This is a genomic window from Sporosarcina sp. FSL K6-1508 (assembly GCF_038007465.1).
Classification (GTDB): Bacteria; Bacillota; Bacilli; order Bacillales_A; family Planococcaceae; genus Sporosarcina; species Sporosarcina psychrophila_B.
On sequence record NZ_JBBOXF010000001.1, the window covers coordinates 4,711,803 to 4,731,543 of the forward strand.

General features: G+C 43.1%; 15 protein-coding genes. 2 read left to right on the forward strand and 13 right to left on the reverse strand.

What is annotated here, in order from left to right:
- Positions 1–283: 283 nt before the first annotated feature.
- From MKZ11_RS23925 to aceA, 4 genes are all read right to left on the reverse strand, one after another.
- Complete coding sequence (locus MKZ11_RS23925; protein ID WP_340796844.1) at positions 284–1,450, reverse strand: pyridoxal-phosphate-dependent aminotransferase family protein; 1,167 nt, start codon at positions 1,448–1,450, stop codon at positions 284–286.
- 141 nt (positions 1,451–1,591) lie between these two features.
- Complete coding sequence (yhfH, locus tag MKZ11_RS23930; protein WP_340796845.1) at positions 1,592–1,720, reverse strand: protein YhfH; 129 nt, start codon at positions 1,718–1,720, stop codon at positions 1,592–1,594.
- A 44-nt stretch (positions 1,721–1,764) separates the two neighbouring features.
- Positions 1,765–3,354, reverse strand: coding sequence for a malate synthase A (gene aceB, locus MKZ11_RS23935; protein WP_445327063.1), 1,590 nt, complete (start codon positions 3,352–3,354; stop codon positions 1,765–1,767).
- A 48-nt stretch (positions 3,355–3,402) separates the two neighbouring features.
- Complete coding sequence (gene aceA / locus MKZ11_RS23940; protein ID WP_340796846.1) at positions 3,403–4,683, reverse strand: isocitrate lyase; 1,281 nt, start codon at positions 4,681–4,683, stop codon at positions 3,403–3,405.
- A 216-nt stretch (positions 4,684–4,899) separates the two neighbouring features.
- Between aceA and MKZ11_RS23945 the strand changes: the two genes are divergently transcribed.
- On the forward strand, positions 4,900–5,571 hold the full coding sequence (locus MKZ11_RS23945) for a LytR/AlgR family response regulator transcription factor (protein ID WP_340796847.1): 672 nt from the start codon (positions 4,900–4,902) through the stop codon (positions 5,569–5,571).
- Positions 5,572–5,824: 253 nt separating this feature from the next.
- On the opposite strand, the gene rbsB is transcribed toward MKZ11_RS23945, so the two are convergent.
- The 9 genes from rbsB to MKZ11_RS23990 all read right to left on the reverse strand — a co-directional run bounded on the left by rbsB (position 5,825) and on the right by MKZ11_RS23990 (position 17,465).
- Positions 5,825–6,742 carry a ribose ABC transporter substrate-binding protein RbsB gene (gene rbsB / locus MKZ11_RS23950; protein WP_340796848.1) on the reverse strand — a complete coding sequence of 306 codons (918 nt, stop codon included), beginning with the start codon at positions 6,740–6,742 and terminating at the stop codon, positions 5,825–5,827.
- 14 nt (positions 6,743–6,756) lie between these two features.
- Complete coding sequence (gene rbsC / locus MKZ11_RS23955; RefSeq protein ID WP_340796849.1) at positions 6,757–7,698, reverse strand: ribose ABC transporter permease; 942 nt, start codon at positions 7,696–7,698, stop codon at positions 6,757–6,759.
- On the reverse strand, positions 7,685–9,181 hold the full coding sequence (locus MKZ11_RS23960) for a sugar ABC transporter ATP-binding protein (protein WP_340796850.1): 1,497 nt from the start codon (positions 9,179–9,181) through the stop codon (positions 7,685–7,687). Before MKZ11_RS23960 ends, rbsC begins: the two co-directional genes overlap by 14 nt.
- A 132-nt stretch (positions 9,182–9,313) precedes the next feature.
- Positions 9,314–9,703: a D-ribose pyranase gene (rbsD, locus tag MKZ11_RS23965; protein ID WP_340796851.1), complete on the reverse strand. Its 390-nt coding sequence runs from the start codon at positions 9,701–9,703 to the stop codon at positions 9,314–9,316.
- Positions 9,700–10,584 (reverse strand): ribokinase, encoded by an 885-nt coding sequence (gene rbsK, locus MKZ11_RS23970; protein ID WP_340796852.1) that lies wholly within the window; start codon positions 10,582–10,584, stop codon positions 9,700–9,702. Before rbsK ends, rbsD begins: the two co-directional genes overlap by 4 nt.
- Complete coding sequence (locus tag MKZ11_RS23975) at positions 10,581–11,564, reverse strand: LacI family DNA-binding transcriptional regulator (RefSeq protein ID WP_340796853.1); 984 nt, start codon at positions 11,562–11,564, stop codon at positions 10,581–10,583. The genes rbsK and MKZ11_RS23975 overlap by 4 nt, the downstream gene beginning before the upstream one ends.
- A gap of 151 nt (positions 11,565–11,715) precedes the next feature.
- On the reverse strand, positions 11,716–12,861 hold the full coding sequence (locus MKZ11_RS23980) for a polysaccharide pyruvyl transferase family protein (protein ID WP_340796854.1): 1,146 nt from the start codon (positions 12,859–12,861) through the stop codon (positions 11,716–11,718).
- Positions 12,862–12,957: 96 nt separating this feature from the next.
- The gene (locus MKZ11_RS23985) at positions 12,958–15,213 is read right to left on the reverse strand and encodes an S-layer homology domain-containing protein (RefSeq protein WP_340796856.1); all 2,256 of its coding nucleotides are present in this window, start codon (positions 15,211–15,213) and stop codon (positions 12,958–12,960) included.
- Between the two features lie 788 nt (positions 15,214–16,001).
- Positions 16,002–17,465 (reverse strand): O-antigen ligase family protein, encoded by a 1,464-nt coding sequence (locus MKZ11_RS23990; protein WP_340796857.1) that lies wholly within the window; start codon positions 17,463–17,465, stop codon positions 16,002–16,004.
- Positions 17,466–17,663: 198 nt separating this feature from the next.
- Here MKZ11_RS23990 and MKZ11_RS23995 point away from each other — a divergent pair, with 198 nt between their 5' ends.
- Entirely contained in the window at positions 17,664–19,676 is a 2,013-nt protein-coding gene (locus MKZ11_RS23995) for an S-layer homology domain-containing protein (RefSeq protein ID WP_340796858.1), read from the forward strand.
- The last annotated feature ends 65 nt before the right edge of the window (positions 19,677–19,741 follow it).

Consider the following 19,741-nt stretch of genomic DNA (forward strand, 5'->3'; position numbering starts at 1 on the left):
GAATATTCAACTATGTTATTAGTTTAACATTGACGTTAACGTTAATGGCAAGTGAAATATGTATATTGGAGTTAGAGTGGGTGGATTATGAGCAGTTGCTAAGGCTTTATGATCGGTCGTCCGGATTATATGATCGGTTAGCAAGGGTATATGATCGGTTGCCGGGGTTATATGATCGGTCCGCATGCTGATTTGATTGGTGGACAAGATTATATGATCGGTCACTCCGTTTCCAACAAAAAAAGGGCTATCCGTTAATGGAAAGCCCCCATTATTTTTGTGATCAAACAACTACTTGTATTTCTTGCTTAAACCGTTCAACCGCCTTCGCCACATCAACTGAATGACCGATTTCGTTCAATGTGTCACCAATCAATTCAATGGCTTTTTCCAACATTTCCTCCGTTGTATTACCCATGTGCCCAATGCGGAACGCTTTTTCTGCTAAATGAGCAAGTGAGCCTGCCACAATGACACCTTTTTTACCAAGTGTTGCACGGAATTCGGCATCGTTGACCCCCTCTGGATAAAGGATGCAGCTCAATGTCGATGCTGCAACATTTTCATCAGCAATTGCTTTCATATCATATTCAGAAAGTGCAGCTCGCACCGCTTTTCCGAATGACTTGTGACGTTCAATTCTTGTCGGCAATCCTTCTGTGTGAACGAGTCTCATCCCTTCATTGTAGGCATAAATCAAGTTCACTGGCGGTGTGGCAAAGTATTTCGATGGATCATTCATGATTGGAATCCAATTGTAGATATCACAATAATAAGCTGGAACTCGTTCGATCTGTGCTCTCGCAGCCAATGCAGTTTTGTTAAAGGCGACAATCGCTAATCCCGGTGGAACACCAATCGCTTTTTGAGAGCCTGTCAAAATGACATCAATTTTATAGTCTGGGTGGCCGTATATTTTACTCATATCTTCTTCCATTGCAGCCGTTGCACAAACACCATCTAAAATGACAAGTGCACCATGCTTTTTCACGATTGGTACAAGTGCTTCAAGGTCAGCTGCAACACCAGTCGATGTGTCTGCATGAGTGATGGTCACTGCTTTATAATGCCCTTCAGCAAGTTTCGCTTCCACTTCTTCGGGCAAAACTTGCTTGCCCCATTCCGATTGAAGAACGTCCACTTCAATGCCGAAAGCCTGCCCCAGTTTAATGAACCGGTCACCGAAATAGCCTTGGCTGACGACTAATATTTTTTCCCCGGCAGCGACTGTGTTAACGAGCGCCATTTCCATTGCAATCGTTCCTGAGCCTGCAACTACAAATACTTCCCCGTCTGTTTTAAACAGCTTTCGCGTCTGCTCAATCGCATTTTTATAAATCGCAACAAATCGAGGGTCCGTATGTCCTCTTGTTTCACTTGCCATTGCATCATAAATGGAATCGACGACGGGCGTCGGTCCTGGTATCAGCAGCATTTCTTCGTTTCTCATTCTATTTCCCCCTATCTATTTTCCGAATATAATTACTAGCCCTACTACTACTTCCCTATTTGTCGCACAAGTCCTCTTATATTTAATGAAAGCAAGTAAAAACGGCTTTATTCCTATTTAGGGAATAGAGCCGTTGCTATGTCACTCTTCGTTCGAACCGATACAGCGCTCGCACTCGAACAATGGGGATTCGACCTGCTCTACAATTTCACATCCACATTCGCGGCAAATCTTTTTCGGCAATTCTTTCCTGTTTTTGTTTGTTTGCATAGTAATCTCCTCCACTTTCATATTGTTTTACCTCCACTTGTAAATCATTTTAATTGGTCATAACCTGGCAGTGTCAAAAATTCAACGAAGTCATCTTCTAAAGCCAATGACAAAAACAGTTTAGCAGCTTCATCATATCTGCCGGTGCGGAATGCATTTTCACCGACTAACTGTTTGATGGCTTCAAGTTCCTCTCGCAATACCTCCGTCACCAATTCCCCGGTAATATCCACTCCATTGCTTAATTTACCTTGCGGATGACGAATCCATTGCCAGACTTGCGACCTGGAAATTTCCGCTGTCGCTGCATCTTCCATCAAATTATTGATAGGCGCAGCCCCGTTTCCTCTGAGCCAAGAAGCAATATACTGGACCCCGACACTGCAATTCATTCGTAGGCCTTGTTCCGTAATTGTTCCTTCCGGGACTTCAAGTAAATCTTCAGCAGTCACTTTGACGTCTTCACGCTTACGGCCGATCTGATTAGGTGTCGGCATATGCGCATTGAATTGTTCCATCGCAACTGCAACGAGCCCAGGATGCGCTACCCATGTTCCGTCATGCCCGTCTGTCGCTTCTCGGCGTTTGTCTTCGCTCACTTTGCCGAATGCCGCCTCGTTTGCTTCCGGATCATTTTTAATCGGAATTTGTGCCGCCATTCCACCGACCGCCGGTGCATTTCGCTTATGACAGGTTTGGACACAAAGCAATGTGTAAGCCCGCATGAATGGGGACGTCATCGTTACTTGCCCGCGATCCGGTAAAATAACATCTGGTTGATTGCGCAGCCGTTTAATATAGCTGAAAATATAATCCCAGCGTCCACAATTAAGTCCTGCTGAATGATCCCGTAGCTCATAAAGAATTTCGTCCATTTCAAATGCTGCTGCGATTGTTTCAATTAACACAGTCGCCCGGATTGTACCATTTGGAATGCCAAGCTGCTCTTGTGCAAAAACGAACACATCGTTCCACAATCTTGCTTCTAAATGACTTTCGAGCTTCGGTAGGTAGAAGTAAGGTCCTGTTCCGCGGGCAATTAATTCCTTGGCATTATGGAAGAAATAAAGTCCGAAGTCGAAGAAACTTCCAGCAATAGGCTCCCCAGCAATCGCGACGTTCTTTTCAAGAAGATGCAATCCGCGGGACCGAATCATTAACACTGCAGGATCCTCGTTCAACTTGTATGTCTTACCATTAGAATGCTGTTCAAACTCAATTGTTCGTCGGACGGCATCTTTCATATTGAGTTGGCCTTCCATCATGTTTGCCCATGTTGGTGATGTCGCATCTTCAAAACAGGCCATGAATGTTTTTGCCCCTGAATTCAATGCATTGATGACCATTTTCCGACCGACGGGACCTGTAATTTCTACTCGTCTATCTTGGAGATCGGGAGGAAGGGGCGCAATTGTCCACTCCCCATCCCGAATATGTTGTGTTTCAGCTAAGAAATCCAGTTTTATTCCACCGTCGATATCGCTCTGACGCTGTTGCCGATTAGCCAGTAGTTCTTTACGTCTCCCGTCGAAATTATCATGAAGGGATTGTAGAAATGTAAGTGCATCCGGCGTTAAAATCTCTTCACTTTCAGCAGTCAGTTCGCCTAAAACTTTTATAGTATGAGATGTTATTTCTTTCGTTGACAGATTGATCACCTCTCCGATTATGCTTAATCCAGATCAAACAAATTGCGCAGTTTCCGTTGAGCCTTTCATCGCTGTGGTAGAAGATGTACCGCCAGAGATGATCTGTGATACTTCATCAAAGTAACCTGTTCCAACTTCACGTTGGTGACGTGTCGCTGTGTACCCTTTGTCTTCATTCGCAAATTCAGCCTGTTGCAGTTTTGAATAGGCCGCCATGCCATTGTCTTTGTAGTCATGCGCAAGATTAAACATGCTGTGGTTCAATGAATGGAAGCCCGCAAGTGTAACGAACTGGAATTTGTAGCCCATTTTACCGAGTTCCACTTGGTATTTCGCGATTGTCGCTTCATCCAAATTTGCTTCCCAGTTGAATGAAGGCGAGCAGTTGTAAGCAAGCATTTTCCCCGGGAATTTTGCATGAATTGCATCCGCGAATTGCTGTGCTTCTTCAAGAGATGGATGAGAGGTTTCACACCAGACAAGGTCGGCATAAGGAGCGTAAGCCAAACCGCGTGCAATCGCTTGGTCGATACCAGGTTTCGTCCGGTAGAATCCTTCTGGCGTACGTTCTCCTGTCAGAAATTCGTTGTCTACTGGATCGATATCACTTGTGACCATATCTGCTGCATCCGCGTCTGTACGTGAGATGAGAACAGTAGGTACGCCGAGAACGTCAGCCGCAAGTCTTGCAGCGACTAAGTTACGGATCGCATTTTGCGTTGGCAGTAATACTTTTCCGCCCAAATGTCCACATTTCTTTTCCGATGCAAGTTGGTCTTCAAGGTGAACACCTGCTGCTCCAGCTTCGATCATGCCTTTCATTAGTTCATAAACGTTCAGTGGTCCGCCGAAACCAGCTTCAGCATCTGCTACAATTGGCGCAAACCAGTCAAAACCGTCTACGCGCCCTTCCGAATGATCGATTTGATCAGCCCGTTGAAGTGCTTGGTTGATACGTTTGACAACTGACGGGACACTGTTTGCTGGATATAGACTTTGATCGGGATACATTTGGCCTGAAAGGTTTGCATCTGCCGCCACTTGCCAACCGCTTAGATAGATTGCTTGAAGTCCGGCTTTTACTTGTTGCACCGCCTGATTACCCGTTAACGCGCCAAGTGCATTGACGAAATCCTCTTCATGCAATGAATTCCATAAACGAGTTGCACCCTTAGTTGCCAATGTTTGTTCAATCATAACGGACCCACGAAGTTTCACAACATCTTCAGCAGTGTAAGGACGTTCAATTCCTTTCCATCTGCTATCCTCCGCCCAGCTTTTCTCCAATTGTGCAATCTGCTCTTGTCTAGTCATATCAACGTCACGCCTTCCAATTTTTTTTAACGTTCAGCTACTTATTGAAAAATAATTCTTTCGTACTGTTTCATAACAGCTGAAGTTGTTATACAGTAATATATAACAGAATACACAAAGTTGTCTGTACATTCTGACAAAATGTTGTTTTTTTAGGATGAACACGATTTTAGATCGATGAAACGAGTTCCATAGAAAACAAAGGAGGAGACAAATGTGATAAATGCGAATACGGAGATTGCGAGAGAAGTGTTGCAGCAATATGCTGCTATTTTGGAAGATTGGATACCGAAAGACGCAGCGGTGGCAATTGCGATAAGCGACTACTACATCTATTATGTGGAGGGCATTCATGATATCCGATTAAAAGAAGGGCAACCCGTGATGCCTGGCAGCATTGCGGATCAAGTAATTACCCATCGCCGAAAAGTGGATACAATCATGGATAACTCATTGTTCGGGATTCCCTATTATGGAATCGGCTACCCGATTGACCTCCAAGGAGAGCCGGCTGCGCTAATTGTCATCTTGCCACCGACTTATCATGTACTGCGCCATGAACCATTTCGTTTCCTTACAGGAAAACAGGATGAAGAATGGAGTCCTGTTCCAATTGAAGAGATAGCTTATATTGAAAGCTTGCAAAAGAAAACCTGGTTTTATGTTGATAATGAACAGTACTGTACCAGCTATACACTGAAGGATTTACAGTTGCGGCTTCCTACATCATTTGTTCGTATCCATCGGTCTTACATTGTTAACATTCCATTTATCCAACGTATTTCCAGAGATATCTCTTCAAATCTATTGATTACATTGAGGAATGGTTCAGAGTTGCCTGTTAGCCAAACTTATATGACTGATGTAAAGAAGGCGCTTGGATTTTAGGGGGTTATGATTGGTTTAGCAGACTTTTTGAGTGGTCTACGAAATTATATGAGCGGTCGGCACAGCTTTTTGAGCAGTCTACGGAATTATATGAGCGGTCAGCATTGCCTTTGGAGCGGTCTTCGGGATGATATGAGCGGTCAGCATTGCCTTTGGAGCGGTCGGCACAGTTATTTAGTCGCTCAATGACAAGGGATAAAAAAATAAGCCGCCTAGAAAGTAATCTAGGGCGGCTTGTATCATTTACTTTATGTTATTTCTTGATTAATTCCAATTCAACTGGAATTGAAGTTTCCACTGTTTCACCTTTTAGCGATTGAACTGCTGCTTCTACCGCTTTTTCACCGATAAGCTCAGGTTTTTGTGCGACAGTTCCAGCCAACTTGCCTGCTTCAACTGATTTTACTGCGTCGTCTGTTGCATCGAATCCAACAACTTTAACATCTTTCCCTGCCGCCTCAATCGCTTCAAGTGCACCTAGTGCCATTTCGTCGTTGTGCGTGAATACACCTTTGATATCAGGATTTGCTTGAAGGATGTTTTCCATTACTGTCAACCCTTCAGCACGATTGAAATTCGCTGTTTGTTTAGCAACGATATCTAATTTACCGTTTGCAATTTCATTGAAACCTGTTCCACGGTCACGTGCAGCTGAAGAACCAGCAATTCCTTCTAATTCTACAACTTTTGCACCTTCACCAACTAAATCGACTAGGTATTGGCCGGCTAATTCTCCGCCTGCTTTATTATCTGAAGCGATGTGAGAAACAACCTCTCCACCTTCAGCGCTACGGTCAACTGTAATAACTGGAATTCCTGCACTGTTGGCAGATTCAACCGCTGCAACAACTGCGCTGGAATCCGTTGGGTTAATCAAAATCAAATCGACACCTTGTTGGATTAAGTCCTCTACGTCACTAGCCTGTTTCGCTGCATCATCTTGTGCATCGATAACCGTTAAATTGGCACCCATTTCTTTTGCTTGTGCTTTTGCTCCTTCGCTCAATGTGACGAAGAATGGGTTGTTCAAAGTTGAAATGGAAAAGCCGATTTTATAATCGCCTTCTCCGCCTTTCGATTCCCCATCTTTCTTGGTACCTGGTGCTTCTGTCGAACATGCTGCTAGTACAAGAATAATCGCCATGATCAATGCTAATTTCACTTTTTTCATTTCTCAACATCTCCTTAAGCTGTTTTTTTACGATCCAATAGTACCGCGACCAATATAACTGCTCCCTTAACCACTTGCTGGAAGAAGGAAGATACGCCGATCAGATTGAGTCCATTATTCAAAACACCAATAATGAGTGCACCAATTAGCGTTCCCACAATCCAACCGCGTCCGCCTGTCAAACTTGTTCCACCAAGAACAACTGCCGCAATTGCGTCGAGTTCAAACATGTTCCCCGCGGTTGGTTGAGCGGAATTGAGCCTCGATGTTAAAATCAATGCAGCAAGCGCCGCTAGCATTCCTGTCAGTGCATAGACGTAAATTTTAATACGGTCTACGCTGATCCCAGAAAGCCGTGAAGCTTCCTCATTACCGCCTACTGCGTAAACACGGCGGCCAAACGTCGTCTTTTTCAAGATGAAATACAAAATCCCAAACGTGATGGCCATTGTTATGACAGGGACTGGAATTCCAAAAAAGTAACCTTTCCCTAGCAATTGGAAAGCTTGTGAATCACCAAGTCCCGAAATTGGTTTACCTTCCGTATATACAAGTGTCAACCCCCGATAAATCGTCATTGTCGCAAGCGTTGCTATAAATGGAGCGACTTTCCCTTTGGCAATAATGACACCGTTGATTGCACCGAGAACCGCACCAAGAAGTAATCCCAGGAACATCGCGAGAAGCGGATCCATTCCACCGGCCATTAACCCGGCAGTCACAGCTCCTGTTAACGCTAATATGGACCCGACAGATAAATCGATACCGCCTGTCAAAATAACAAAAGTCATCCCGAATGCAATGAGCGCATTAATGGATACTTGTCTTAAAACGTTGAGCAAGTTGTTCAACGTTAGGAAATTCGGACTCATAATTGAAATGATGATGACAATCAATAAGAGCCCGATAAATGGTCCGATTTTTTGTAGTACCGACTGTGTATTAGACTTGAGCAATTTTGTCACCCCCCGTAGCATAATGCATAATTCTTTCTTGTGTCATTTCAGTTTTTTGCAGTTCAGCTGTCATTGTGCCTTCATGCATGACAAGCACTCGATCGGTCATACCAATAATTTCGGGTAGTTCCGAAGAAATCATTAAAATCGCAACACCTTTTTCAGCAAGTTCATTAATGATCGAGTATATTTCTTTTTTTGCTCCAACATCGACGCCGCGCGTCGGCTCATCCAAAATCAGCACATTCGGTTCAATGCCAAGCCATTTCGCAATAACGACTTTCTGCTGGTTTCCTCCGCTAAGCGATTTTGCCGCTTGGTTCGGACCCGACGTCCGCACCCCTAACCGTTTGACCATCGTTTCATACAGTTCTTTTTCTTCATTTGCTTTGATGATACCCTTGGCTGAAACCTTATCGAAATTCGTTAAGCTTAAATTGTCTCTTACTGAGAAATCCACGATAAGGCCCTCCGACTTACGATCTTCTGTTACATAGCCGAAACCCAGCTTTATCGCTTGCAGTGGGTTGCTGATTTTCACAGGTTTCCCATCGAGTAAAACTTCACCTTTATGCAGTTTTTTATAGCCGAATAGAGACTGGGCAACTTCGGTTCTTCCTGCTCCCATCAAACCTGCAATACCGAGAACTTCACCTTTACGCAACTCAAATGATATATCTTCGAAATATCCATTGCGCGTCAATCCATTCGCAGCCAATTTTACATCACCGATTTTGGCATTTCGCTCGGGGAATCGTTCCCCCAGTTCCCGCCCAACCATCATCTGCACAATTTCGTCAAACGACGTTTTTTTAATCTCTTTAACCCCGACATAATTGCCGTCACGTAGAATGGTAATCCGATCGCATAATGAAAAGATTTCTTCCATTCTGTGGGATATATAAACGAATGAGACTCCATTCGATTGAAGAGCTCTAATTGTTTCAAACAACGATACGATTTCCCGTTCGGTCAAAGCCGCTGTCGGCTCGTCCATGACTATCACTTCTGCATTCGATGACATAGCTTTTGCAATTTCAATAATTTGCTGTTTGCCTACAGAAAGTTCACGGGCAATTGTTTTTACATCGATATCCAATCCAAGTTCCGCCAATATCGTCTTCGCTTCCTTGTTCATTTCCCTCGTTTTTAAAATTCCGCTTTTTCCAAACGTCTTTTCATTCCCAAGGAACAAGTTTTCCGCCACCGTCAAGTCCGGTAAAATATTCAGTTCCTGATGAATGACCGCAATTCCAGCACGTTCCGCTTCTTTCGGATTTTTAAAATCGACTAGCTCGCCTTTCACTTTCACTTCACCTGTATCACGCGTATAAATACCGGTTAGTATTTTCATTAAAGTTGATTTACCGGCACCATTTTCACCCATAAGCGCATGAATTTCTCCCTTTTCTACAGAGAATTCCACGTTATTAAGAACGGTGTTTCCATTAAAAGACTTTGAAATCCCAGTCATTTCAATCATACTTCTTCACCCACTTTCTTTTCGCGATGGTTTTGCGGTGACAGTCACTAAGCATATTGCGAATACTGCGAATAGTGTCTGAATTGTCTAGGTGACTGTCACCCAACTCTTGCTTTTGCCAATCCGTTTTCCTTAAAATATGACGCCCGATTGCAAGACAATATTTGCATAAGGGGTTGCCTCGCCAGTACGAATGATGACTTTGGATTTGCGCGTCAGTTGTTTGAAATTCTCATGCGGCAGCTTTGTTATGGCTGGCAATTTACTATGAAGGGTTTCATACACCTTCGTATTTTGACTCTCCATTTCGCTCGCAATAAATGCATGTTCCACTTCCAAGTCTTCCAAAACCGTGCCTACTATTTCAGTAAACGAAGGTTTTCCAATCGTATAGGAAAGATCGATGCAACGGACCCCTTCCGGTATAGGCAAGCCGCAATCTGCTATTGTTACTTGATCGGTATGGCCAAGCTTCGCAAAAATGGCCGCCAGCTCACGATTCAATATGCCCTGTTTTTTCATCGTCGTTCACTCACAAGTCGCAGTTCAACATCTGCGCGTGCCGGCATGCCGCCTTGTGCGCCAAATTTCTCGACGGATAAGGATGCAGCTGCGTTTGCGAACTTAACCGCCTCAGTTAACTCAAATCCTTCAACAATTGCATACGCAAATGCACCGTTGAATGTATCTCCCGCTCCGGTTGTATCAACCACTTCTGTCTTAAAACCTTCTACGATAATGTGTTTTTTTCCATCGAAGTAACGGGCACCCGCACTGCCGAGCGTTACGATTAATTGATTTGGATAGCTTTCCAGCGCGGCTTCCATATCTAAACCAAAAAGTTGTTCACATTCGGTTTCATTCGGCGTTAGGTATGTTAGATAAGTCATGAATTCTTTTTGGAAACCTCCAGCAGGTGCCGGATTTAATAAGACAGGAACGTTCAGCTCAGCACAGATTTCCAACGTATGTTTTATCGTCGGGATCGGTATTTCGAGTTGCAATAAAACAAGCCTGCTCTTTTTAATCGTTTCTTTCATTTCATCGATACAGGCAGGCGTCAGTTCATAATTCGCTCCCGGTACGACGATGATTCGATTATCGCCATCCGATAACAATATATTTGCGATTCCAGAGGCTACCTCTGTACTCTCCGTTACTCCAGAAACGTCCACTGAGTTGACAATCAAGTTTTCGATTAATTCCTCTCCGAAACCATCGTTCCCAACATTCGCCACCATATGGACATTTCCACCGAGACGGGCGGTGGCAACTGCTTGATTTGCTCCTTTGCCTCCTGGTACGGTTGTGAATAATTGGCCTAAAACTGTCTCACCTTGCTTTGGAAATAGATCTGTTTGCACAACTAAATCCATATTGATACTTCCGACGACTGTAATCATTCCTGTTCACTCCTCGTTGTCCCTCGAATAATCAGTTCAACCGGAACTTGTATATCTCTTTCTTCGAGCTCGATTTCTTCAATTAACTTAATGAGCATCCGTGTAGTAAGTGCGCCCATCTTATAAATATCCTGCGCTACTGTCGTTAGTCCGGGCGTCAACATACCGCCAAGCGCAATCCCGTCAAACCCGACAATCTGCAACTCATCGGGTACGGCAATTCCTAGCGAGTGTGCGGCTTTCAACGCTCCTGCCGCAGACACATCACTACTTGCAAAAATGCCATCAATCTCTTTGTTTTCTGACAGGAATTTTCGTGCTATCTCTTCCGACTGTTCGAAATGGAATGGACACTCGATAATATGCGTCGCAATTCCTTTTCCTCTTATAGCCTCCAGAAAACCGTCAAGCCGATCATCTGCCGGTACTAGTCCTGCGGGTCCCCGCATGCAAACAATATGTTGACAACCTTGGTCAATTAAATGGGCGGTTCCTATACGTGCGCCTTCTTTGTTGTTCGATGAAACTGTTGGAATTGTTTCATCAATCATCCGGTCCAAAGCGACTATGGGCATATCCAATTTCTGATAGTAACTCGCCTGCAACTGATTGGTTGTAATAATGAAACCGGATACATATTTTTGTTTTAAAGTTTCGATATAATGAATTTCTTTTTCCGCTTTTTCATCCGAATTGCACAACACGACTGTATAGTCGTACGATAGTGCGATGTCTTCAACTGCACGTGCAAGTTCCGGAAAAAAAGGGTTCATAATGTCCGGTACAATTAAGCCGATTAGTTTCGTTTGCTTCGTACTTAATGATCGCGCCACAAGATTCGGTTTATATTCCAATTCCTTGATCGCTCGCTCAATCACTTCTTTTGCTTCTTTACTAACGTAGCCTTTTTTATTGATAAAGCGTGAAACAGTCGCTACTGAGACACCTGACTCTTTCGCTACATCCCGAATAGTAGCCAACTATTTCACCCTTTCTTCCCGCATGTGTAACCGGTTACACACACTATACCAAGCCATTGATTTGTTTGTCAATGAGAGTTTTAATCCAGTTAATCAAAATACAAAACAGCCGTAAGAGTGTGATCCACTCTTACGGCTGTTTTACTGTTATTCACTTTTTCTTTACTGCTTTTACAAACTGTTCTGTCCCATTCATCGATTCATCGTATAAATCTTGAGAAAGTCTTATTGTATTTTCGATTGTCGTAGACCAGTTTTCCTTCATTTCATTGAATGCATCCAAGAACAGTGTTTGTTGTTTGTTGATGTCCCCGATCGGGAATGCGTATTTTTCCAAGTGGGCAAGTTTCATGAAATTATTCACTTTATGATGATAGGAAATCGCCATAATAGGTGTTTCAGTACAAGTTGCCAAAATTAATGAATGGAGTCTTGTGCCAATGATAATATCCTGCTGTGCGGTAATTTCAAGGATTTTATCGGGCAGAAGATTATCATCGATAATGGAAATATTGTCTTTGTGTATCATTTTCTTTTCGATGTCTTTAGTGACATCAGCGTCTTGCGGGAATTTTGTTGCGAAAAATGTCAATTCAACATTGTGTTCCGCTGCAAGATTGTCCAGGTTCTTTGCCATGCCTTCTACATAATCGTTATAGATTGCAGGATTCCCTTCTGGCCAATACCCCGCATTGTAATAGGGGACAGCGGTAATACCGATTTTCGTCGGCACTTCCGATTTTTCAACACCCGTTTGACGGAGGGAAAACGCTGGATCGCCGATAGTCAAGACTTGCTCTTTCACGCCAATTGATTTCAAGAGGTTGGCCGATTCCGGATCACGTACCGAAATACTGTCTGCATGTTTTGCCATATAGCGGATGAACCATTTCCCTAAACCACTGCTAAGCGGACCTGCTCCGCATCCGTAAACGACGTAAGGAGTTTTCGAGTTTTTAGCCATCATCGCGTAAGATCCGAACAATGGTGCTTCCCGTTTATATAAATCCATCAAGATTCCGCCGCCGCCAATAATAAGAAGATCAAACGTCTTAACGATTCTCTTATTGTTTTGGTACGTTGCGAAAAATGTTTTTACTGCATTGCCACTTTTATAATACAGCGGAAAACTTGTGACTCCGTATCGTTCTGCTGTCTGTTTAGGATTGTTACTGAAGACCGTTAAATCATTGCTGTTTATCTTGAACGTTGACGTCACTTGTTTAATGATGCTGAGTAAAATTGCTTCATCACCGTTATTATCGTTGCCGTAATTGCCTACAATACCAATTTTCATTTCCCGACTTCCTCTACTACATGATGGTTTCAGTATAACATAGCTGTACTACTCCATGAATATGGAACCAATCATGAATGACTGGTTCCATCTTTTTTACTTATTAATACTGCGATACAAGAATGCGCTGAATTGCGCACGATTTACGGGTTTATTCGGCTCGAAATTGCCTTTTTCGTTCCCTGTTGTGATTCCGCTTTTCGCTAGAATATGGACTTGCTTATACGCCCAGTGGCTTGAAGGAACGTCTTTGAATTTCTTAGTCGCTTCGCCTTCTAGACTGTATGCTTTCACAAGGATTGCTGCCATTTGTGCTCGTGTTAACTGGCCTGCCGGGTCGAAAGTTCCGTCCCCTTTACCCCCTACCAGATTCGCATTTGCAATGGCGTTGATTTCATTGTAATAACGATGCTTTTTAGGTACATCTTTAAACTGCTGTGCGCTGGCTTTTGTTGTGTCCAAGTTGAACACCCGGCTCAAGATGACTGCCGCATGTTCCCGTGACAACGTATTCCCCGGGTTGAATTTACCATCCAAGTCCCCTTTAATATACCCAAGATCTTTCAAAAAACTGATTTCAGTATAGTATGCATAAGTAGATGAGATATCTGTGAACGCTGGTGTATTGTCAGTTAATGTGATTGGAATATTGGCTGTTTTCGATCCCAGTGTCACGTTTACTGAACCTTTTCCTGCTTTATTGACGGCTTTAAAGCTTCCGGACTGTGTAATCGTTCCGATATCCCCTGTAACGCTCCATTTCAATTGTTCAGGCGAATAAATAATCGGTTTCCCTTGTACATCCGTTGCATTTGCTTTGAATGTAACACTTCCACCGGGAGCCACTTTTGTTGTTGAAGGTGAAATCGTCAATTTTGCTGGTGCATCGACAACTGATACAGGGAATGATTGTTTTGCATTTCCATATTCTATGGAAACGCGATCTTCTCCAGCTTTCACTGCACTGTACGACAGCCCAGAACCGGTAACACTGCCTTTTTCTGATGTTACTTGAATCTGACTGTTATCTACTTTTAATGGATTGTAATAAGCATCAAGTACATGGTTCACTGTCAAAGAAGTTTTCGAACCTACAAGCATCGTGCCGACTTGATTGCGCGAAACGCTAATTTGAGCAGGCTCGCTTACAGGTGCAGTACTGATTGCTTCAATGATTGCGGATACTCTTCGTTCCGCAGAATTTGTCGTCCGGTTTGCCAACACAACCGTATTGCTACCGTGATTTCGCACACCCATGGCTGTTGAGCCGCCGCCATCAAAATTAAGTGCCCGATCGTAGCCTTGCGCAGCTAAATAATTTGCGAATTGTGTAAGTGACATCCCGTTACTGTAACCCTTAAGATTATCCACTGTTACAAGATGCACTTGTTTTTTATCTTTACTAATAGCAATTGCTGTACGTGCAGTTAATGTACTTGCCCGCCAATTGGATGTGTTCATTGTAATGTTTGGCTTGCCGTCCTTCAAAAGCATCGGACCGCTCGCCAGCATGAACTCGGAATCCATCCATTTATCATCGATAGACAATGCAAGGGATACATCTTCCCCTACTTGCATATTTTTAAATTTCTCAAGGCCTTTTCCGCCATGAACAGAGAGTACAAATCCAGTTTTAGGAATTTCTATTTTCTCTTTTGATCCATAACCACGTACTTTTACAACTTTCCCTGTCAGTTTCTGACCGTATTGTGTAGTAGTAATTGGCTGTCCAGTATCGACAACCACTTCAATTCCAAACTGATTGGAATTAGTGTATTTATCAATGTTTTGCGGTGTAAAAATAATTGTTTCATCATCTTGTCGCTGACGATTTATTCCCGTCAATAGATGATTTGTCCCTTTGTAATCCATCCGAACATTGAAATTAAACTGATCGATTTCAGCAAGCCCGTCTTTCGTCACGCCGAATGCGATTGGTTGGTTCACATAGTTACTAGTCGAATTGGAAATGACGCCTCCATTAACAATCTCGTTCCCTTGTGAAATCAAATACATCGGGAGTCCGTTATTCATGTCGAAAAATGAAGCATTAATGGCTCCAACAACACGGTTACCATCCTTTGAATCACGGTTCGCCAATGCTGTCGTTGCTTGTGTTTTTGCTATCGGCGCAGGAAGTCCGACTTGTAATTTTGTATATTGATCCCCTAAATTGACAGACAAATGATTTATGTAGTTTTTAGAAGACTGCGTGTATTGGGAATAAGTTACTCCTGATGATACCGGATAACTCTTCAACGCATTCTGATTGGCCGAGGCACTTGCTGGTACAGTCCAAAGTAGCGTTGCTGCTACTGCTGTCATGGCAACTTGTTTACTGAAACGTTTCAATGAAGCTACTTTACTAGTGATAAAACGACACTCTCCTTTCCTATGAATATACAGCTTACCAGAGGATTCGACAGATTGCCATAATCCATAAGAAGGAAATTATGAAATGTGGAGGCGGCCTGCTTAAATGCGACAGGCAGAAGACGATTCTGCGGAGCGGCGTTCTTTGCCGCATAGCCGGATCAGCTTCTGACCCGAGCATTTGGCCGTCGGAGCTAGACAATATGAAATGCGGAAGCGCCTGTTCAGCCCCGAAAAGCGCTGGAGGACCTGAAGATAAAGGCGCCTTTTGCCTTTTCTCCAGGTCTGAACCGACTCGAGGGGCTAGGCGCTGGAGCTAGACAATAGGAAATGCGGAAGCGCCTGCTCAGCCCCGAAAAGCGCTGGAAGACCTGAAGATAAAGGCGCCTTTTGCCTTTTCTCCAGGTCTGAACCGACTCGAGGGGCTAGGCGCTGGAGCTAGACAATAGGAAATGCGGAAGCGCCTGTTCAGCTCCGAAAAGCGCTGGAAGACCTGAAGATAAAGGCGCCTTTTGCCTTTTCTCCAGGTCTGAACCGACTCGAGGGGCTAGGCGCTGGAGCTAGACAATAGGAAATGCGGAAGCGCCTGTTCAGCTCCGAAAAGCGCTGGAAGACCTGAAGATAAAGGCGCCTTTTGCCTTTTCTCTAGGTCTGAAGCGACTCGAGGGGCTAGGCGCTGGAGCTAGACAAAGAGAGTACGTAAAAAAATTACATATTCTCTACAAAAAAACTGTTCGAGGCAGATGTATCTCCCTCGAACAGTTCTGTTACAAATCTTTAATTTTAAACTTCACATACTGACTTGTATAGGAGGCAAATACTCCAAAGATGATGAAATAGAACATCGTATACAATTTCAGTTCCCAAATATTATAGTAGAATCCGGAAAACCCGGTTGCAAACCAGAAGGCTATCATGAACTTGCCAAATACCGTTTTACGTTCTTTCCAGAATAGCGCAAACATGGCTAGGAGAAACGCTGCAAACAGCACAACTCCTGCAACCCCAGTTTCGGCAATTACTTGGATGTATTGATTGTCCGAGTAGAAGTACTTTCCACCGTAGATGTCTGAACGGATCCCATAATACTTATAGATGGGCGATCCGTATGACAATGTGGCAGATCCGCCAAATGAACCGAATCCTGCACCCGCTATAGGATAATCCTTGAATACTTCAAACCCTTTATTAATATAGAAGAAACGTCCGCTTTCCGTCATAAGCGCCAAATTCTTTTGATCGAATGTCTCACCGAAACGTTCACCAATGCTACCTGGACCGGTTGGTGGTGCTTTAAGGCCGAGCGTTTCGAAGTATTGGACACCCAAATTGACCGGGTAATAGATCAGCAGGAATGCAGCCACACCTGCAAGCACAAGTCGTTTCAGGAGTTTCCAGTTTTTCGACAGCGTAATGAAAATCACACCAAGAACAACAGCAGAAATCCAGGTCCCTCTTGAATAAGTAAGGATGAATACACCGAGGAACAAGACAAGATTAATATTCAGGAACCATTTATATTTCTCGGTCTTGTAGATTGATTGAAGAAACAGGATGGCAAGAATACCGAAAAGCAGTAACAATGCGAGTGAATTCGGATTTCCAGGCAGTCCATAGATTCTTACAAAGTTCGTTGCCGATAATGTTTTATATTTCCAAACATCCGGCAATAGAAATTGTCTCATCGACAATTTTTCAATAATGCCATGAACTGAAACGATTAGGCTTGTCCATACGGTTACCCATGCGAGACGCTGGAACCATCCTTCCGGTAACAGCATCCGTGAAACAGTGTAGTAAAGCACATACATAATGATAAACGTCCGTAATTGGAAAATGACTGCGGAAGGTAACACGCCTTGAACCAACCCGCTGACAGCCCCGAACAATAGGAAAGCAAAAAATGCCCATTCAAACCATTTGAATGAAAACAATGACTTCCAATCTTTTCTTCCTGCAATGATTACTTTTGCAAATGCGATCAATGTGATGAGATCACCGATTAGCTTAAGTCCCGGGTTCACTTCTACAAGAAGTGGTCGGATACTGACATAGACTACAAGGAATAAAAGACTTTGTTGCGGCCTGAAAAATGCGAATAGCGCAAAGAACAGGGACGTTAGGACAAGCGCAATTGACGACGGAAGCATCAATGCTATCCCTAGGATTGCTAATGCTGCAATGAAATACAATGTGTCTTTATCTTTTAAGTTCTGTTTTATTGTTGTCATGAAATAGTTTTCCCTTTCTACGACTAGATCGCCTCATAATATAATTGACAAAGTCCCCTGTAATTATAGCATCTTATAGGACGTTGTGGTTTAACCTTTAGTTTCATATTTGTTACAAATTCTTCTATTGATAATTAGTCCTATTATTCTAGCAGATTTCTGCTACTATTAAGTAAGAATATAGAAGGAGGTTTACAGGTGAAAAAATTAATTACTTTCACTTTACTCACACTACTTATGTTCTCTCCTTTCTTCCAGCTAGAAGCACAGGCGAGTGACATTAAAGGTCATCAGATGGAAAGCGACTTGAATTATTGGATCGGGAAAGGCGTCATCAAGGCAGACGCAAAAGGGAATTACAATCCCAATAAAGCCGTTACGAGAGGCGAATTTGCTTCATATATCGCACGTGCTCTCAAATTGCCTGTTTCCACAAAGTATACATTCAAAGACTTAAAATCAAATACTAGTCTTACAATTGAAATCCAAAATGCGGCTGGCGCGGGAATTCTTTCGGGTTATCCGGATGGCACATTCAAAGCCGGTGAAAAAATCACTCGTCAACAGATGGCAGGCATGATGTATAAAGCGATGCGTTATATGGAACTTCCTGTTCAAAAAACAACTTTAAAATTCAAAGACTCTAAAAAGATTTCAGCTAACTTTATAGATGCTGTCTCAACTGCAGTCAATTTGAATATTATCCGGGGAGATCACCGGAAAGACGGTGTTTATTTTAACCCGAAAGACAATGCAACAATTGCACACGCTTCGGCTTTCCTATTCAGATTATTCGCTGCGGCGGACGTGCTGAAACCAACAGAACCGAATAAGCCCAGCGTTCCCGATACACCAAGTATCCCAGACGTCGATCCCGAAGTATATAAAGTAAGTGCGATCTCTGGCGGACAAGTAGTCCCGACTACGGCACTGTATAAAAATTATGAAGATGCATTGGCTGTTTACAATGCATCTTCATCTATCAGGGCTATTGAAAAAAACAATAAAATTATTAAAATGAAATCTGGACGAGCTTTTGGTTCAGAAAATCCTAAACAATATACTTCACTCTACAGCGACTCTACTCTACGGACTGAAGTAACCTATATTCAAAAAGGTTATGAGATGAAGTATATCGGAAGCAGCGCTGAGCATGTTATTTTGGAACTTGGCGGATTAACTTTCTACGCTAAACTTGGTGAAGTCGACCTCGTTCCAACAGAACTTGTCACAGGCTACAGCTTTTACGAAGTGGGATCAGATGGAGTTTTGTATCATGATACGTACAATAATCTAACTAAAACACGAGGTGTCTATTCTATCGGTCCTGCTGCCCCGTCTATGAAAAACGGGAAAAAGTATACAAGTCTTGATGGCGTCCATTTTGATGAAGTAGGAGCCAAAAATACTATTACACATTACCCTTACTTCCAATTCCAATCCGTTCGTCAACCCTCTTCATACAGTGGTGCAGAACTAGATTCCTTTATCACTGAAATTTTGAAAGACCGTCAAAAAACGGGTATCGCCCGTTACAAGGATGCTCCCACCAAATCGAAGTTAATTGGTCTTGGAAATTACTTAAAAACAATTGAGGAAACTCATCGCGTCAACGCTTTGTTTATCCTTGCAACAGCCATTCACGAAAGTGATTATGGAATAAGCGGAAATGCTCAAACAAAAAATAATATTTTCGGAATCAAAGTATTTGATTCCAGTCCAGATTTAGGCGAAATCTATGCACGTCCAGAAAATAGTATCGATGCCTTCGTTACGCGTTATGCAAATCTTAATTATGCCAACCCTCTCGGTGCGCATTCATTCGGAGCTGTCCCAGGAAACAAATTGGTTGGATTTAACGTGAAATATGCATCAGATCCATACTGGGGTAGCAAAGTTGCCGGCCATATGTGGCGAATCGATACATTCCTTGGTAAAAAGGATTACCAAAAAGCGGATCTCGCACGCACCATATATGTCGGACCCGCAGGTGTTAATGTACGAACAGATCCAGATCCGTTAAGCACTAAACTATTCACTTACAAACAAAAAGACCCTGGCCTCAACGCTGCATTTGGCTATCCACTCGTTATCGTCGGCGAAACAGTCGGCAGCGACGGTTTTAAATGGTATAAGGTACTTGCAGATAGCAATCCTCCTGCAGAGCACGGCTGGATACGTTCAGACCTCGTCGAACGTATTTCGAAATGAGTAAATAAATGATGAGTCCTGATCCCTCGTGTTAGAGGGATTAGGACTTTTTTGCTAATGAAATT

What these genes read in the sequence shown, in the direction of transcription:
- aceA (WP_340796846.1), bottom strand. Translation starts at nt 4,683, where the DNA reads ATGACTAGACAAGAGCAGATTGCACAATTGGAGAAAAGCTGGGCGGAG.
- rbsK (WP_340796852.1), bottom strand. Translation starts at nt 10,584, where the DNA reads ATGATTACAGTCGTCGGAAGTATCAATATGGATTTAGTTGTGCAAACA.
- MKZ11_RS23980 (WP_340796854.1), bottom strand. Translation starts at nt 12,861, where the DNA reads ATGAAAATTGGTATTGTAGGCAATTACGGCAACGATAATAACGGTGAT.
- MKZ11_RS23990 (WP_340796857.1), bottom strand. Translation starts at nt 17,465, where the DNA reads ATGACAACAATAAAACAGAACTTAAAAGATAAAGACACATTGTATTTC.
- MKZ11_RS23960 (WP_340796850.1), bottom strand. Translation starts at nt 9,181, where the DNA reads ATGATTGAAATGACTGGGATTTCAAAGTCTTTTAATGGAAACACCGTT.
- MKZ11_RS23925 (WP_340796844.1), bottom strand. Translation starts at nt 1,450, where the DNA reads ATGAGAAACGAAGAAATGCTGCTGATACCAGGACCGACGCCCGTCGTC.
- rbsB (WP_340796848.1), bottom strand. Translation starts at nt 6,742, where the DNA reads ATGAAAAAAGTGAAATTAGCATTGATCATGGCGATTATTCTTGTACTA.
- yhfH (WP_340796845.1), bottom strand. Translation starts at nt 1,720, where the DNA reads ATGCAAACAAACAAAAACAGGAAAGAATTGCCGAAAAAGATTTGCCGC.
- rbsD (WP_340796851.1), bottom strand. Translation starts at nt 9,703, where the DNA reads ATGAAAAAACAGGGCATATTGAATCGTGAGCTGGCGGCCATTTTTGCG.